Below are 17,198 nucleotides of genomic sequence, written 5' to 3' on the forward strand. Positions count from 1 at the left end.
CGCTTCTTATTGCGCTTGTGTTAACATATCAATACAAAAATTTAAAGAAAGTAGACTACAATGAACCTAAATTTTACTTTTGGAGGTCCATAACATGTTTCCATCCTACCTAACGAATGAGCTAGAAATTTTATTTTATATAGTCAAGCGAGCTCATACGTCGTTAAATGAAATTTCTTCCAATTTAAAAATTTCAAAAAGAACGGTCAAGGAAAATCTGATAAAAATAAATCAAGAATTCGAGGATACTTATCAAATCCAACATTTTATTGTCTCTAACAATAATGGCATTGTTTGTGTAAATCCAGCGTACCGAAAAAGCGCGGTCGAATACGCCTACATGTTAAAACTCAATCTTTTAAAAAACAATGTACAATTTAATTATTGCGTACAATTAGTCACACATTCTTCCATTGATAAAAACGAATTAATTAAAGTTTTATATATTTCTGAACATTATCTGGTAAAAATCACGAAACAACTGAATAACTTTTTTAAAATTTTTGATATAGTAATCGTTAGTATTAAGGGTATTTATCAATTAACTGGCAATGAATTATCGATTCGAGTGTTTTCTTTCATTTTCCTACAAGATTCCTTTCAAGAATTGGCTTGGCCTTTTTCTAAAATAAGTCTTGAAGAAATAAAAAAAAGTCTACCTGATGAACTTCTTGAACGATCCTATAAAAATGTCCGAATGAAGAAAAGAGCGTTTTATATTTTATATGCGATATTTAAAACTAGAACAAGTGCACAAAACTTCTTAAAGATGCCGCACTCTAAAAACCTGCATTCTTTTTTTATTCTGATCAATCAATACAGTCATGTGACTTTATTTTTTCTTGAACACTCCTTCGCTGACATTCAATGCGAAACAAGAAAAACTGAAATTTTATACTTTAATTTTTTATCTCGCATTTTTATCCCTTATATCTTTTCGGAAAAGCAAACGAAACAAATAGAAAAATTATTTATAGAATCTAACCATCCTTATTGTGTCTTATCAAAAAAATTATTTAAGCAAGTAGCCTACTTACTGACAAATCAGCATGATTATCAATACGTTTACTATCTTTCTATTTTTAATGCTTGGTACTTTTTAACGGAGGGCAATTATTATACTTTTTTAACACTTTATTTACCGCAGCCAGAAATTTGTACTCCGTCAGATGTGGCATACTTTAATCGAATAAAAGGAACGGTGGAAAAATTAGTTCACCAAGAAACGCATTTAGAGTTACTCAGTCAACTGCTTTACACATTGTCTGTGTCCGAAAAAAAAGTACAAGTGAGAATCTATTTACAAATTATCAAAGATTTTTATGCAAATTATTTTATTAAAACACGGTTATCCTCCTTATATAATACAAACGCAATCTCTATTACCGAAGACTTCACAAATGCGGATATCATCATCACAGATTCCTTCGAAAAAGCTACTTCTAATCAAGATATTTTCTACTTAGATTCCATTGAAAATGAAGAAAGTTGGCATGAGCTTACAGAATTTATTCAACAAAAATATATGGCTAAACTTAATGTTGGCTTATAATTGTGAGTTTTCTTAAAAAGAGCAAATTTGAAAAAAAAAATTAGAGGTGTATACTAGCAGAGGAATAATTTTTTAGCTTTTAATAAATTTTTAAAGAAGGAATGTTTTGTGAAATTATCTATCAAAAAATTTTTTGAGGTCTTCTTAGAATCGTCTTGGGCGTATAGTCGCCCTATACTAACTTTTGATACAAGACAGAACTGGTTTGCCCTTGTTCTTAGTATCATTATTGCAAATGCTGTTGGTGCTGTTCTAACAATAGTCTTTCCTTTCGCTTTTGTTTTAGTAAATGTTGGTAGCTTTTTGGGCACTGTAATTTGTGTCTTACCACGACATGGCTCTCCACAAAGAAGTGCCATAAATGGTATTTTAATGATTTTTATTGGTGCCAGTCTGGGGATACTTTTACAGTCGTCAAGTATATTCATTATTTTATTATTCGTCCTTGGTTTGTATTTTTCAGGGATTGTGAGAAACTTTAGTATTGGTCTGTATATTCGATGTCTCTTTGGGACCATTTCTTTACTAGCTGGTGCGCAATTAAAAGGCAATTTGTCTATTGGTCAATCTTTTGAAGGTCTGGGTGCAATAATTTTAGGTATGTCCATCCTTTGTTTAATCTATTGTCTTTATTCTAAGCCGCAAAATAATGAAGCACGAAAATTAGTAGCCGATTTATATGAACAATTATATTTATTAGCACAAGGAAAACCCGCACGCTATGTCCATTTCAGAATAAAAGTACGCGAATCTGTTGAAACAATGCCATGGGTCAATCATCAAAAAACACCATGGATTTATCCCTTGGTTTCACAAGCAGATGCAATTGCAGGCTCGTTAGATTCAACCAATGCAGCTGAAAATCTTCCTGCTTTAAAAGCAATTCTACTCTTTTTAAAAGGAGAACAATTAACCTTTCCTCTTCAAGAATTTGCTTTAGCAAACACCGAAATAAAATCAGCAATCCTTTTGATACAAAACAAACAATCCTTTAAAAAAATCTCATTTAAATCTTTCTTACCCACAAAAGAAGGACTTGCAGAAGCCAAAGAGATTCTTCATTCTTACAAAGGCAGCTCTGCTAGATTCGCAATTCGTTTAGCTTTAACAGGTTTAGTTTGTCATTTTTGTTCGCTTATTCTTAATTACATGTACCCTTTGCCTTTAGCTAATCACGAATTCTGGGTAGTTATTTCTGGTTGTTTGATGGTTATGCCAGGGTATCATGGTACACTCGGCAAAATCACTTCAAGAACTATTGGTTCTATTTTAGGTGGTTGTTTAGGCATCTTTTTGTCTCAATTAATTGCTAACTTAACAAACCTAAATCCTTTATGGCCAATGTTATTGTCTTGTTTGCTAGTTATATTGTATGAAACCGTCCGTAAATTAAGTCAAGCATTTCTAATGCTAAGTGTGACCACTTGGTTAACTTTCACATTAGGTGGTAGTTCTGCAGGCTATACAAGAGTTTTTGATGTAATTATTGGTGCGCTTATTGCTTTTGTTATGTTTTTTATTTTCCCAACATGGCATAGTCAAGTATTACGTAAAAATATCAATAGTTGGTCAAAAACGATCAGCTCTATTTTGCTAGCGTTAATCAATGAAGAGACCACGTTGCCTAGTGATGCTTGGGTACTAGCTTATCGGGTACAACGTAGAGTAAACTATTCTATTCAAGAAATTGTTCTTGAATCTCCTATTTATAGTAACGATGCCTCTGCTGAAAGCTTAATGCAACAAAAACAACTAAATGATCAACTGTTGGAAATGCAAACTGCTATGGAAGAGCTTCTTTTAGAACTTATGAAAACACAACACTACTTAAAAAAATTAGCACCAGTTAAGCCGGACACACTAAACACTGAGTTACTTAACTATTCACAGCAAATACTTTCACTCACGAATCCCCAAAATAATCGACTAATCAACCAGTCCAAACAATCCATTTATTTTCCTCAAATTGAACAATCACTGGTAATCTTAAAAAATTCTACAGCTAATTTCTTTTTAGCAAATATCAAATGATTAAATAGACAAAAAGCCTAGGAAAAATCCAAAGGGAATTTTTCCTAGGCTTAAAAGTTGATAATCTACTGGCAGAGTAATCAATGAAAACAACCGATCTAATCGAGCAGAAAACTTGGTTTTTATAACAGAATACCCCTGTCCTGACTCCGTTACACCGACTCAATTTTATAAACTTATCTGTCTAACATTCACAAAAAACTTTTTTTTCAGTTTCTGTGAGGATATCATTCATTCGGCCAGATTTAAATCCTTCTAAGTCAAAAGTTACATAATTAAATCCTTGTTTTTTAAGATAATCTGCAATTTTTTCTCTGTTTTCTAATAACAGAGAAAGTTTGTCTTCTGGAATTTCAATCCGTGCTAAATCATGATGTGCTCTGACACGGACAATTGGAAAACCTATTTCCCGTAAATATTTTTCACTAGCAAATATTTGATCAATAGCTGAGCGTGTTAACTTAATGCCATAAGGAATTCTTGAAGCAATACTACATGAGGCAACTTTACTCCAATTGGAAATACCTGCGTCTTTAGCAAGTTGACGTATTTCAATTTTATATAATTTAGCTTGTTGTAGCGGACTGATGACCCCTTCTTGATCTCTTGCTCTTAATCCAGGACGAAAGTCAGTATTATCATCCATAATCATCCCATCGGCCAGAACATCAAATCCCTCTTTCTGAATAGCCGAACGAATAGTTTTATATAATAATTTTTTACTGTAGAACCAGCTATTAGGGTTATTTGCAACAATTCTATCATCCGCTAATTCGCTCATTTCAAGGCCTAACACATTTGCTCCCAACCCATTAGCTAAATCGACCGCTTTATCAAACTCATCATCAGAAAATAATTCTGAATTTACAACAATCGCAAGTACATTTTCAGCACCTAAAGTGTCCAAAGCTTTTTTTAGCAAGTAAGAGCTATCAATTCCACCTGAATATGCAACAGCCAACTTATCCATTTTTTGTAATTCGCGAACTAAATTTTGTTCTTTCGTTTTCATGACAGACATTTAAACCATCTCCTATTGATTTTCTTTTACATAATTAATTATAGACATCTCCACATTAGAAAAAATCACGATTCATAGTATCAATTATTGTCAATATTTGTACACTTAATACCGTTTTAAATGTTGTAACAAGTTAGCATTGGCTTCTATCTCTTCCTTTGAGTACCTTGTCACAGCCGAATCAAACAATAAAATGGAATCAGCTTCCTCGCAAATACTCAAATAGTCATGGGTGGAAAGGATAATTGTTTTACCAAGTTGATGCAGATTTTTTATTATCTTTTTAAATAATTTTTCCGATTCTTTTGTCAACCCAGCAAACGGCTCATCTAATAAATACACGTCTGGATTCATTACTAACAGACTAGCAAAAGCCACTTTTTTCTTTTCTCCTCCCGATAATTGATAAGGCACTTGATTGCTTAAATGGGTAATTTTTAATAAATTCAAACAATCATTAATTCTTTTTGCTGTTTCATGCTCGGATAGTTGGAGCTGTCTAGGGCCAAATGCCAATTCGTCATAAACTGTCGCATTAAATAATTGTGTGTCCGTCTCTTGAAATAATATACCCAAATGAGCATAATACTTCTTTTTATGAATAGGGTCTTTTTTCCAGGCCGTTAATGATTGTTCCATAAAATAAATCGTTCCCTCGGAAGGTTTTAAAAAACCTGCGAGCAAATTTAAAAAAGTGGATTTTCCACTGCCGTTATCTCCCATCAAAACCAGATATTCTCCTCTGGCTATTTCCAAATTACAAGGCGAAAAAACAGGCTTCGTTTGATAGCGATAAACCAAATGATTTACTCGATACATATTAGTTCCTCCCTAAATAAAGCAACCCCCCGAAAAATAAAAGATAGGCAATACTAACCAAAAAATCTTTCGTTTTTAATGGTTGCTTTACTCGATAATATTGACCAGTATATCCTCTTGCTTCCATCACCATGTCCAACTTTTCCCCATACGTAAAAGATTTTATAGAAATAAGACTGATTAAATTACTACCCGTACTCAACTGGATATTCCCACCAACTGCTCTAGCTTCTACAGCGGAAAGCAGTTGGTTTAAGAAATTTCCAAAGAAAAAGATATATTTAATCGTAATATCTAATTGTAAAAGTATTATATTCGGAAAATGAAAGATTTTTAATGCTGCTATAAATTGATTCATGTTGGTTGTTTCCATATATTGACTAATCGCTATGGCTAAAAAAAACAAATGAACAATAAATAATAAACTAAATTGACCTAAAAAAAAGATCGGTAAATAGATAATCAGCGGCATCAAAATGAGGATACTAGCTTTTTTGACAATGTTTCGTAGAATAGTTGGTTTTTCAACTAAAAGTAACATGCCTAGGTAGATGCCTAAGAGCCACAAAACAAGAACTTTTTGTGTAGTACTGATTAAAACAATTAGTAAAAAAGTACTGATCAGTTGAATTGCTGGGTGTATATCGCTGAGAATAGTCTTATTGCGTTTCCCACTCACCTGAAATTTATTTAATAAAAAAAGGATTCCTTTTCGATTTTTAAGCATAAAGGTTTCTTTTTTATTAGGTTCAAAGGACGTGGAAGATTCTTTCATCCATTCAGGCATCAACTTTGCCTTCTTCCATTAAATAAACGAAAAATGAGTAAAAAAACGATTATGGCTGTTACGCCACTTAAAATATACCCAAGTGCTAATGGCAGTCCTGGAATAAAGTAATCACTGAAAAGTGCATGAAATGAAAAACCATTCACCATACCTTTTGGTTGTACCGCAGGCAAATGATTCTGTTTTAAATTCTTGACTAATTCAGATAAATCCCATTCACCCCAAGCGGTGGCATGATCAATCAAACCTAATGGACATAAAATTACCATGACCAATAACAGTCTCTTTAATCGCAACAACGGAGTCCTTTTCTTCTTTTCTTCGATAAAAATTGCATCTTTTGACACACTTTTTACAAAATTATAGACACACACGGTGAAGAGACCTTCAACAATTCCTATTACTAACAGATGGACACTCATCATTGCTGGTATAGTTATAGAAAGACCATATGGGTTATAAAGTGGGGTACCATTCGCTTCATGGAATAGTAAGGGTTGGATACCTAATAATACAGAAGTAGAAAGTGCCGCAACATTTACACCAAGATACCCAGCTAAGAAAAGACCCATTGTTTCAAATTTTTTTACACGCGTAACTAGCTTATAAACTCCATATCCCACGAATGGCATCACAAACGCCATAGAAAAGGCGTTTGCACCAAAAGCCAATATACCACCATCACCAAATAAACAAGCCTGTAATAGTAAAGCCACCGAAACAGACAGCGTCGCGGCCCAAGGTCCCATCAATAATGCGATGAGAACAGCCCCAACAGCGTGCGCAGTTGTTCCACCAGGTACTGGCAAATTAAACATCATTATTAAAAATGACAAGGAGGAGGAAATCCCTAACATGGTCCCTGTATCTTTTTTTAATTTAATTTGAACGTCAACTTTTTTTACAGCGCGGTACCAGACAGGTACCATAATCGCGCCCATCACTGCGCAAGTTTGTGGGCTTAAATAATTTTCTGGAATATGCATGTTCGTCAGACTCCTATCTTATCGATCAATATAATCAGCTAAATAACTTTGATCGTAAATCACAATTTTTTGTTTTTTGATATCGATGACTTTTTCCTCTTTTAAATCATGGATAATTCGGTTTACGCTATTTCTCGTTGAAATCCCGCAAAATCCCGCAATATCCTCATTAGTTACTTGAAAATCAATTAATATTCCTTCCTCTGTCTGTACACCAAACAAATCAATTAATTGGTAAATAAAAGTACAAACAGCCCCTTTCTTACCATTCATTGTCATATTCTGTAAGGAACTAATACTCTCCGATAATTTTGCTCGGTAGTAATCCCGTACATAATCTTGAAGAACAGCATCTTCTCTAACATATTCCCAAAATACAGTCCTTGGTATCCGATAAAAGCTAGCCTCTTCCGACTCAATGCGGATATTAAAAGGAGCAGATGTATAATTTGATACTTCATCACGTAACAATGAAATAATGTCAGGAGACACAATATAGGACAGATTAAATTCTCGTCCATCCTTTAAAATAATACTCGTTTTAACGACCCCTTTCTTTAATACATAGGTGTACGCTTCCTCCAATCCATGATAAGCGAGATAAGTATGGCGTTTTTTTTTGATAATCGGCGTCTTCTTTCTATCTAAGAAAGCTGTAAGATAATCTGACTCCATAATTGTCACTCCTTTGACTAAGTTTCTGTTTGATTCGTTAACTATTATAAACACTCTCACCAACCTTTTGTTAGCAAATGTTACCCACAATAAGGACTGTGTGATTTCTAAATTTCATTATACTTAGTCTCGTAAAATATTACTTAGGAGATGATTGCTATGGTAGAAATTAACCTACCTTATGACAAGAAAATGATTACTGCAAGAATTCCCGATAAAAATTTTATTGGGCTTCTCGAATCAAAAGCTGAACATTTTTCAAATCCATATACTGAGAAAGAAACAGTCGAAAAATCGCTGGACAATCCTATTGGAAGCCTTCCATTAGAAGAATTAGCTAAGGATAAAAAAGACATTGTCCTTATTAGTTCCGATCACACACGTCCCGTTCCTTCACATATTATCACCCCAATTATTTTGCGTAGAATTCGTTCAGTGAACAAAACAGCTAGAATCCGGATTTTAGTTGCTACAGGCTTTCATCGCCCCTCTACACGAGAAGAACTGATTAGTAAATATGGTAAAGAGATCGTAGAGAATGAAGAAATCGTTATGCATATCTCTACTGATGATTCCTCAATGGTCAAAATCGGTCAACTACCTTCAGGGGGCGATTGTATCATTAATCGCATTGCAGCAGAAGCAGATTTACTGCTGGCCGAAGGATTTATTGAATCACACTTTTTTGCAGGATTTTCTGGTGGACGTAAATCTGTTTTACCTGGAATTGCTTCTTATAAAACCATCATGGCTAACCATTCTGGAGAATTTATTGATTCCTCCAACTCACGGACAGGAAATTTAACGGATAATCCGATTCATAATGACATGGTCTACGCTGCCGCTAAAGCGAATCTAGCTTTTATTGTTAATGTCGTTTTAGATGGTGACAAAAAAATTATTGGTTCCTTTGCAGGCGATATGGTTGAAGCGCATAAAGTTGGTTGTAACTTTGTAAAAGAAATTGCCCGTGTCAAAAAAATACCTTGCGACATTGCGGTTTCAACGAATGGCGGATTTCCACTTGATCAAAATATTTATCAAGCAGTTAAAGGGATGACCGCTGCAGAAGCAACCAATAAAGACGGCGGTGTCATTATTATGGTCGCTGGGTGTCGTGATGGTCACGGTGGTGAAGGTTTTTATGAAAATATTGCCAATGTTAAAAATCCAAACGAATTTTTAGAAGCAGCCATCCATACACCACGATTAGAAACCGTGCCAGATCAATGGACTTCGCAAATTTTAGCGCGAATTTTAGTTCATCATCATATAATTTTTGTTTCAGATCTTGTTGATCCTGAGCTTATCACTTCGATGCATATGGAAATAGCAAAAACGTTTGATGAAGCGTTAGAGCGAGCATTTGAAAGAGAAGGTCTAAATGCAAAAGTGACTGTGATTCGAGATGGCTTGTCTGTCATTGTAGAATAATGATCCTTGAGAAATCAGGAATAAGGAGCGTTGTATTATGCAACCGAAAGAAATTTTAGGAGCTTTTAAAGAGGGAAAATTATCTTTAGAAGAAGCAACAAACAAATTAAATGGCTTTTGCGAATTAGACTTTGCAAAAATTGATACGCAGCGTAAAGAAAGAACTGGGTATCCAGAAGTCGTTTATGGGGAAGGAAAAACAATTGAGCAACTCATCAAAATTATCAATAGCTTAAGAAAAGAAAACAATACAATCCTAGTTACTCGCGTTTCACAACAAAAAGCCCAACCTTTAGAGTCGAACTTTCCTCATGGAACCTACTATGAACTTGCACGTTGTTTCGTTATCAACCAAATGGATACTACAACAAAAAACTATATTGCGATAGTTACTGCTGGAACGTCAGACATGTCCGTTGCTGAAGAAGCAGCAATCACTGCAGAAACTTTCGGGAATCAAATAAAACGTATCTATGATGTAGGCGTTTCTGGCATTCATCGTTTGTTCGCTCACCTAGATGAGATTCAACAGGCTTCGGTGGTTATTGTGATTGCAGGCATGGAAGGCGCACTGGTATCCGTGCTCGGCGGACTAGTTAGCGTGCCAGTGATTGCCGTCCCTACTAGCATAGGCTACGGCAGCAATTTTCAAGGGCTGACTGCTCTTTTAGGAATGCTAAATAGTTGTTCCTCTGGCGTTAGTGTAGTCAACATAGATAACGGGTTTGGTGCCGCTTATAATGCAAGTATGATTAATCAAATAAAGGAGTCTTCACTATGAAAAGCTTATTTTTAGAACCATTTTCTGGTCTTAGTGGTGATATGTTAAATGGATTGTTGCTTGACTTAGGCGGGGATTTAAGCAAACTGTTAATCGAATTAAAAAAACTTCCCATCGATGGGTTCACCATTCAAGCCCAACGAATTGCTAAAAGTTGTATTTACGGAACAGATTTCGATGTTCTCCTACAACATGGAAAAAAGGATTACGGTATAAAACACAGTCTCTCTCCTCACCACGAAAATGAACATCATGAAACGAAAGAACATGCACATCATCATAGCCATTCTAGAAATTTAAAAGATATTTATACATTAATTGAAAAAAGCGACTTGTCCAATTTTGTAAAAAAACATAGTAAAAATGTTTTCTATGACATTGCAAAAGCTGAAGCTGCTGTTCATCAACAAACAATTGACACTATTCATTTTCATGAAGTCGGAGCAATTGATTCAATTGTTGACATCGTTGGCTTTTTTATCCTATGGGAACAGTTAGAAATTGAACAAGTCTATTCAACGCCAATTACAGATGGAAGTGGTACTATCACAATTGCCCATGGAGTCATGCCAATACCAGTTCCTGCGGTGATGGAATTACGTAAAGAAACGAATTTAATCATTCAACAAGACTTTGAGATAAAAACTGAACTTGTCACACCGACTGGCTTAGCTATTTTTAAAGAACTTAGTCCTCTATTTGTCGCACCAGAACAACGATTAGTTGAAAAAATAGGTTACGGATTTGGCAAACGGGAAACAGGCAAGTTCAATGCCCTCAGAGGATCAATCTTTACTGAAACACATAGTAAAAAAAAGAGGACAGAACACCATGACCAAGTCTTAAAAATTGAAACAAATATAGACAATCAAACACCTGAACAGTTAGGTTACGTAATGGATCTATTATTGGAACATGGTGCTCTAGATGTTTTTTTCACGCCCATTCATATGAAAAAAAACCGAAGTGCCATTCTATTAACGGTTTTAACAACAACAGAGGAAAAAGAATATTTTACAGAACTACTCTTTAAACATACTTCTACAATTGGTGTGCGTTTTCAAACAATGGAACGTAGTGTGATGGACCGTTCTTTCAAAATCTTGGAAACACCTTTTGGTAAGGTCCATATTAAAAAAAATCATTATCATGGCCTATTGAAAGAGTCTATTGAATACCAAGATTGTGAACGAATTGCTAAACAATATAATTTTACAATTGAGGAAGTCTATCGCCTCGTCCAAACATTAAATAATAAAACTATTGATTAAAGGAGCTTTATCTTATGTTTCATCATATCTTATCAGAATTTATGGGAACTGCATTAATGATCGTATTTGGGGTAGGTGTTCACTGCGACGATGTCCTAAAACGAACAAAATACGCTGGTTCTGGTCACATGTTTGCAATCACTACTTGGGCTTTTGGAATCTCTGTTGTTCTGTTCGTCTTTGGCGGAGTCTGTATTAATCCAGCAATGGCCCTCGCTCAAGCTATTTTAGGAATGATTCCATGGTCTTACTTCATTCCCTATGTCATCGCTGAAATGTTAGGCGGCATTTGTGGCGCCGTTATTGTTTATATTATGTATGCTGATCATTTCAAGCTATCCGCCGATAGTGTCGATCCAATCGCTATTCGTAATATTTTTTCTACAAATCCGAACCAACGAAATTTACCAAGAAACTATTTTGTTGAAACTTTTGCAACATTCATTTTTTTAACATCTATTTTAGCGATTGCACATTCCTACGAAACACAACTACCCATTGCTGTTGGCTTGCTTGTTTGGGCAATCGGCATGGGGCTAGGTGGTACTACAGGATTTGCAATGAATCAAGCACGTGATTTAGGCCCTCGTATCGCCTATCAACTTTTACCAATCAAAAATAAAACCAATAATGATTGGCAATATGGGTTGATTGTTCCCGGAACTGCACCGTTTTTAGGAGCCATTTTTGCAACACTTTTCGTAAAATTTTTCCTAAAATTCTAATAAACCACTAAATTTCTAAAACAAAAAAATATATAAAATAGAAGCTAGTCTCTAAATTTCTTCTATTTTATATATTTTTATTTTAATCACAAGATTTTTTCTGTGTCTTAGAGAACAATAATTCAATTTATCAGCTTTTCCAGTAGTCTAATTAATTTTTAGATAGGAAAGACATCTTGGACTATTTTATTATTGATCATACTAATACATCCAGCCATAGCTTATCGTGTAAGCGGAAGTTAAAATCATAATTAGTCTTGTAGCAAACTTTTGTATTACTTTAAAAATTCAAAAAGTATTTTTTTAAAGTATCGTTTCTAAATCTAGCAGATCTTGCCTAACTAGTAAAATAGAATTGGAATAGTAAAAGCATTGGAAACTAATCAGAAAATCTAAATAGCAATAATGAGCTTCTTAGTTTTTATGCACGTAACTCCTTAGCGATTTCAGGGTTTACAGGAAATTTCGGCATTTGACCATTAAAATAATCAATAATGCTGTTTGCAGCCTCTATACCTAATGATTCAATTGCCTCTATAGTAGTTCCAGCAATATGACAAGTCAATAAACTATTTTTTGCTGTAAGTAGTGGATTGTTTTTTTCAGGAGGTTCTGGCAAAAAAACATCTACTGCTGCTCCTGCAATAAGCTCTTCGTTAAGTGCATCAGCTAAATCTTGTTCATTAATAATGCCACCACGACCTGCATTAATAATAAATGTACTTTTTTTCATGTTTTGAAGTTCTTTTTTTGTTATCATATTCTTAGTTTGGCTAGTAAGAGGCATATTGATTGAAATAAAGTCTGCTGTTTTATAAATTTCTGTTAAATTAGGAATTAACGGTACTGGCGATTTTGTAAGATATGGATCATATGCAACAACTTGGACACCCATCTTTTCTGCTAAGCTAGCTAAAATAATTCCGACTTTGCCAAGACCAAGTATAGCTAGCTTCTTTCCTCGAATTTCACTCCCATTCAAATCATATCGACTGGCCAATGCTGGTAGGGATGACCCTTTCACTGATAGACGCCCTTCCGTAAATAAATGATTAGATTTATATAACTTTCTACTTAAGGTCAGCATTGAAGCCACAACATATTCAGCCACAGAATACGCATTTGCCCCGTCAACATTTGTTACTAAAATACCTTTTTTTGTTGCTTCTACAACATCAATATTATCTATACCTGTGCCATGTCGTGCAATAATTTGTAACTTTTTTCCGCTATCCATTATCTTTTTAGTTATAGGAGTAGTTCGGACTAATACCGCATCTACGTCTCTAATTTCTTTTTCCATGACCTCTTCATCAGTTGAAGGAGAAATTTTAACTAAAAATCCTGCATCCTTTAAAAGCTTAATTGCTTTTTCACTTATTTTTTCACTTAATAATAATTTTAACATACATGCCTCCATAGAACTTTTTATATACATATAAGCCAGTTTGCTCTAACACTTAGAGCCCTTTTTGGTGATTATTCAGTAAGTTAATCCTGGATTGAAAACACCTAATAAAACGCCAACGAGAGAAATAACAACTAAAATAAGCATGGTCCAAATAGCGGAAACATGTTTTTTCGACATCAACCACCAACAAAACAAGGTAACAAGTATCGTTAATAATCCTGGATAAATACTGTCAATTTTATCTTGCAGTTTAAGGAAAACTTTTCCGTCAGCACCTATTAATTTAAGAGAAGTAGTTACGTTTACCCAAGATGCAAGGACCCCACCAACAACCATACTACCGATAACTCCGATAGCAACTCTAACGGCGGCTCCTTCTTTTCCAACTAAGAAACTTACTGCTTTATCGCCAAAATGATAGCCTCTAAAATACAAAAAGCGTTGGCCAAAATAGGAAATTAACGTCCAAACAATAATATAAAATATGGCACCAATTGGCGAACCGCCCGTAGACATTCCTAAGGAAATTCCTAACAAGATAGGAATCAAGGTACCATCAACTAATGAATCACCAATCCCTGCAATTGGCCCCATTAATCCTGCCCTCATATCATTAATGGTTTCTCCATCAATTTCATTCTTACTTGCTCTAGCCTCTTCCATACTAGCAGTCACACCAACAATGACCGTTCCAAGCATTGGATTTGTGTTAAAAAAAGCTGTATATGCTTGAATGGCTTTCACTTGGTCTTCATGTTTCGGATAAAGTTTTTTGATAATAGGAAGCATTGAAGAAAGATAGCCGAACGTTTGCATATGCTGTTGTGAAAAACAAGTTAACGCTCCCCAAAACCATAAATGAAAAGAATGCTTTAACGTTTTTTGGTCTAATTTATTGGCTTTCAACTCTTCCATCTCATATGTCCTCCTCTTCGTCATCATTCGTCAGACTTCCTGTTGAATCAACCAGTTTAGTATTGTTTTTAATTAAAGCAATTTTATAAAAAATTACAGCAAAAAGAAGCGCAATAATCGTTATTGAGACTAAATTAAGTTTTAATGAAGCAGCTAATGTGAACCCTACAAAAAAAGGGACAAAATCAATGTTCTTATTAACAATTTGACGTAACAAAATTGCAATTCCCACACACGGAAGCATGCCACCTACAGTAAAAAGCGTTTTCATTGCAAGACCATCCATAGGTAATGCATCTCTCATTGCTGTAACAGCCGTAGCCCCAAAATAGGTTAAAATCACGGTTGGCAAAAAGGAAAAAAGTAGATGAGAAATCCACGGCCAACCAAAATTAATGGCATATAAATGATCAAGCTTGCCTTTTTTTATATCTTTCCAACCAAACGATTGCCAAACTAAATTTAACGCGGCAACAGAATAAAATAATACCGTTCCGATCGTTCCAACTAATGTGCCGACCGATTTAGCCAGGTCGGCTGCAGAGCCGCCAAGTGGATCTAACCCTTTGGTCGAAATCGCCACCATCGCCAAAGGAATCCCGATATATGAAATTGCCCGCACGTCAGCAGACACTGTTCCTCCAGGTGTGACTAAAGCAATGTACACTAATTGCATCGCTACGCCACAAGCGATTCCTAATTTTAAATCTCCTAAAATAATGCCACAAACTAATCCGCCGACTAAAGGACGCCCAATCGTATAATTTCCCACCGCTTGTCCAGCCATACAAGAATTTGAACACAGACAAGCAAATAAGCCTAAAATAGCCGCTTGTATCCAGTTGATTGTCATAATACTACTCTCCTCTTTTCAAAACTTCTAGAATCAGTAACCAAATTTAGCTTTAAAATGCGCCCAAGAACCAATTCGTTGATCAGGTAACAAGGCAAAATCCACTTTGTAACCAGCCTTTTCAATTTCTTCAAAAGCCGCTGCTTCTTCTGCTGTAAAGGATTGGTTATCCCCCAATTTAATTGTCCCTTCGCGATCATTCCCTGGTCCAACATTAATCATTTTTACTTCACTTGGAACAAAATGCCAATCTACCAAAATTTTTTTCATATCCAAAGGGCTCTTTGTAATCAAAAAGTATTTTGACTTAGACGCTAATACTTTATCCTTTACATCAAAAAAATGCGCCATTGTCCAAATAAAGGTTTTTTTATCTTGTGCAGCTGCTTTATATGCTTCCTTTAAAATAGGGTTACTTGCTGCTTTGTCATTCACAGCTATAATGCCATCACAAGGCATTTCTTTAGTCCAACGTAAAGTAATTAAGCCATGAATCATTCGATCATCGATTCGAACAAAAGAAATTGACATGTTCATCTTCTCCTTTAGATATCCTCTTCAGTTACATCGTCTTCAGTTATAGTTAACTCTCTAATGCCATGACAAGCATCTGCTACTATCATTTTTTTTAAGTCAGATAATTCACTAGTTTCTTTCAATAGAAGCGCATTTAAAGCCATTGGAAAATTCACTCCTCCAACAATCAGAGAATTTTCTAGCATTTTTTGCTTATCTAATACTTTACAAATAGTAGCAAGTGGACTCCCGCCTACAATATCAGCCAAAACGATTAGCCTCGTTTCCTGCGGTAATTTTTCAACCTCATAAAGAAACCGTTTACTAAAATTATCGGTAGATTCACCAGGTTGTAAGCCAAACACTCTGACTGTCTCTATCTCATCGCTAGCAAACATCCCTAATGAATTTTTTAAACCTCTAGCAAAATCGCCATGACTGACCAGAACTAAATAAGTCATTTCCTCTCTCCTTTCTTAACATTTCCACTTCAAAATTTTTTAAATCACCTCTTTTTAAGAGTCCATAATACAACTTTTATAAAATGAAAATACTTGCTTCGTTCGACTCACACTCCTTTGATAGCATGAATGTTTAACAACAGTACCTTTCTAAAATTAAAGTCATTCACTAAAAAAGTTCTAATGAATTTGGCTGTTGTAGCTTGATGACAAGGAACAATGACTTTCTTTATCCATAAAAACATTTAGTTGATTACGCTTAAAAAAATAAATAATATAGCAATTTCCCAAAAAAGTTTCTTTTGAATTGATTCATTTTTTCAACTATTAGGTTAGCAAAGTCCCAACACACATTCCACCCACAATAGGTGTACATAGTTGTACATTATTCGGAGTTAATCAACTCATTTAACCTATGGTAAAATAACTATATATCACTCCAATTTTCTAATTATATAGGTCATTCCAGGTCATCCTCTTTTAGATATAACAAAATGAACTTATATCGAATCTATGGTTTTATGCTCTTAATAAATTAAAAAGTAAAGTAGGGATATTTATATGTCAGCAAAAGAAAAAACGATGAAATATGGATTGGTAGGCCTCTTTTTAGGGATATTGTTATTAGCTCATCTAGATTTATTAGCTGAAAATCTTAGTTATCTTCTCTTAGGACTATTACTTTTACTTGTTGCATATCTAATCTTGGTAAAAAAATTTTATTTTTTCTCAAACTTGATTCCTAAAAATACTACTGATATACATCTAAGTAAAAAATATGGCATGGCTTCTGGCATCGGCAGTTTAGTTATCGGGATTATTTTAATAATTCTGGGACTATTTTTATAGAAAAATAATTACTAAAATAAAACAAGCAGCGAAACCATAAAAAGTACACGAGTTCTTTTCTCGTGTACTTTTTATGGTTACCTGTATAGCCTTCAATTTGTTCCTTTGTTA

General features: G+C 34.6%; 17 protein-coding genes. 7 read left to right on the plus strand and 10 right to left on the minus strand.

Annotated elements, in window-relative coordinates:
- Nucleotides 1-94: 94 nt before the first annotated feature.
- Nucleotides 95-1,552 (plus strand): helix-turn-helix domain-containing protein, encoded by a 1,458-nt coding sequence (locus tag MKZ30_RS07845; RefSeq protein WP_033601036.1) that lies wholly within the window; start codon nucleotides 95-97, stop codon nucleotides 1,550-1,552.
- 108 nt (nucleotides 1,553-1,660) lie between these two features.
- Nucleotides 1,661-3,583 (plus strand): FUSC family protein, encoded by a 1,923-nt coding sequence (locus MKZ30_RS07850; protein ID WP_002419902.1) that lies wholly within the window; start codon nucleotides 1,661-1,663, stop codon nucleotides 3,581-3,583.
- A gap of 184 nt (nucleotides 3,584-3,767) precedes the next feature.
- Here the strand turns inward: MKZ30_RS07850 and larE are convergent, their stop codons facing one another.
- The 5 genes from larE to MKZ30_RS07875 form a co-directional block, all read right to left on the minus strand.
- Entirely contained in the window at nucleotides 3,768-4,604 is an 837-nt protein-coding gene (gene larE / locus MKZ30_RS07855; protein WP_002408838.1) for an ATP-dependent sacrificial sulfur transferase LarE, read from the minus strand.
- A 105-nt stretch (nucleotides 4,605-4,709) separates the two neighbouring features.
- Nucleotides 4,710-5,423, minus strand: a complete 714-nt coding sequence (locus tag MKZ30_RS07860) for an ABC transporter ATP-binding protein (protein WP_002361995.1) — start codon at nucleotides 5,421-5,423, stop codon at nucleotides 4,710-4,712.
- A 1-nt stretch (nucleotide 5,424) separates the two neighbouring features.
- The gene (locus MKZ30_RS07865) at nucleotides 5,425-6,210 is read right to left on the minus strand and encodes an energy-coupling factor transporter transmembrane component T family protein (RefSeq protein ID WP_033601035.1); all 786 of its coding nucleotides are present in this window, start codon (nucleotides 6,208-6,210) and stop codon (nucleotides 5,425-5,427) included.
- Nucleotides 6,210-7,196, minus strand: a complete 987-nt coding sequence (cbiM, locus tag MKZ30_RS07870; protein WP_002408836.1) for a cobalt transporter CbiM — start codon at nucleotides 7,194-7,196, stop codon at nucleotides 6,210-6,212. Before cbiM ends, MKZ30_RS07865 begins: the two co-directional genes overlap by 1 nt.
- An 18-nt stretch (nucleotides 7,197-7,214) precedes the next feature.
- The gene (locus MKZ30_RS07875; RefSeq protein WP_002361998.1) at nucleotides 7,215-7,871 is read right to left on the minus strand and encodes a Crp/Fnr family transcriptional regulator; all 657 of its coding nucleotides are present in this window, start codon (nucleotides 7,869-7,871) and stop codon (nucleotides 7,215-7,217) included.
- A 159-nt stretch (nucleotides 7,872-8,030) separates the two neighbouring features.
- On the opposite strand from MKZ30_RS07875, the gene larA reads away from it, so the two are divergent.
- From larA to larD, 4 genes are read left to right on the plus strand one after another with little or no spacing between them, the layout of a single operon-like run.
- Nucleotides 8,031-9,305, plus strand: a complete 1,275-nt coding sequence (larA, locus tag MKZ30_RS07880) for a nickel-dependent lactate racemase (protein WP_033601034.1) — start codon at nucleotides 8,031-8,033, stop codon at nucleotides 9,303-9,305.
- Nucleotides 9,306-9,342: 37 nt separating this feature from the next.
- A complete protein-coding gene (larB, locus tag MKZ30_RS07885) occupies nucleotides 9,343-10,086 on the plus strand; it encodes a nickel pincer cofactor biosynthesis protein LarB (RefSeq protein WP_033601033.1) in 744 nt (247 codons plus the stop codon).
- On the plus strand, nucleotides 10,083-11,357 hold the full coding sequence (gene larC / locus MKZ30_RS07890; protein ID WP_033601032.1) for a nickel pincer cofactor biosynthesis protein LarC: 1,275 nt from the start codon (nucleotides 10,083-10,085) through the stop codon (nucleotides 11,355-11,357). The genes larB and larC overlap by 4 nt, the downstream gene beginning before the upstream one ends.
- A gap of 14 nt (nucleotides 11,358-11,371) precedes the next feature.
- Nucleotides 11,372-12,082 carry a D/L-lactic acid transporter LarD gene (gene larD, locus MKZ30_RS07895; protein WP_002357197.1) on the plus strand — a complete coding sequence of 237 codons (711 nt, stop codon included), beginning with the start codon at nucleotides 11,372-11,374 and terminating at the stop codon, nucleotides 12,080-12,082.
- A 421-nt stretch (nucleotides 12,083-12,503) separates the two neighbouring features.
- Here larD and MKZ30_RS07900 read toward each other — a convergent pair whose 3' ends face one another.
- The 5 genes from MKZ30_RS07900 to MKZ30_RS07920 all read right to left on the minus strand — a co-directional run bounded on the left by MKZ30_RS07900 (nucleotide 12,504) and on the right by MKZ30_RS07920 (nucleotide 16,238).
- The gene (locus MKZ30_RS07900) at nucleotides 12,504-13,490 is read right to left on the minus strand and encodes a hydroxyacid dehydrogenase (RefSeq protein WP_224615772.1); all 987 of its coding nucleotides are present in this window, start codon (nucleotides 13,488-13,490) and stop codon (nucleotides 12,504-12,506) included.
- Between the two features lie 75 nt (nucleotides 13,491-13,565).
- On the minus strand, nucleotides 13,566-14,435 hold the full coding sequence (locus tag MKZ30_RS07905) for a PTS system mannose/fructose/sorbose family transporter subunit IID (RefSeq protein WP_002382434.1): 870 nt from the start codon (nucleotides 14,433-14,435) through the stop codon (nucleotides 13,566-13,568).
- Nucleotides 14,410-15,261 (minus strand): PTS mannose/fructose/sorbose/N-acetylgalactosamine transporter subunit IIC, encoded by an 852-nt coding sequence (locus MKZ30_RS07910; RefSeq protein WP_002357194.1) that lies wholly within the window; start codon nucleotides 15,259-15,261, stop codon nucleotides 14,410-14,412. The genes MKZ30_RS07905 and MKZ30_RS07910 overlap by 26 nt, the downstream gene beginning before the upstream one ends.
- Nucleotides 15,262-15,294: 33 nt before the next feature.
- A complete protein-coding gene (locus MKZ30_RS07915) occupies nucleotides 15,295-15,792 on the minus strand; it encodes a PTS sugar transporter subunit IIB (RefSeq protein WP_002357192.1) in 498 nt (165 codons plus the stop codon).
- A 14-nt stretch (nucleotides 15,793-15,806) separates the two neighbouring features.
- A complete protein-coding gene (locus tag MKZ30_RS07920; protein ID WP_002419913.1) occupies nucleotides 15,807-16,238 on the minus strand; it encodes a PTS sugar transporter subunit IIA in 432 nt (143 codons plus the stop codon).
- Nucleotides 16,239-16,799: 561 nt separating this feature from the next.
- Between MKZ30_RS07920 and MKZ30_RS07925 the strand changes: the two genes are divergently transcribed.
- The gene (locus tag MKZ30_RS07925) at nucleotides 16,800-17,087 is read left to right on the plus strand and encodes a hypothetical protein (RefSeq protein ID WP_002371945.1); all 288 of its coding nucleotides are present in this window, start codon (nucleotides 16,800-16,802) and stop codon (nucleotides 17,085-17,087) included.
- Nucleotides 17,088-17,198 lie beyond the last annotated feature (111 nt).

Source organism: Enterococcus sp. LX10 (genome assembly GCF_023539285.1).
Taxonomy (GTDB): Bacteria; Bacillota; Bacilli; order Lactobacillales; family Enterococcaceae; genus Enterococcus; species Enterococcus faecalis.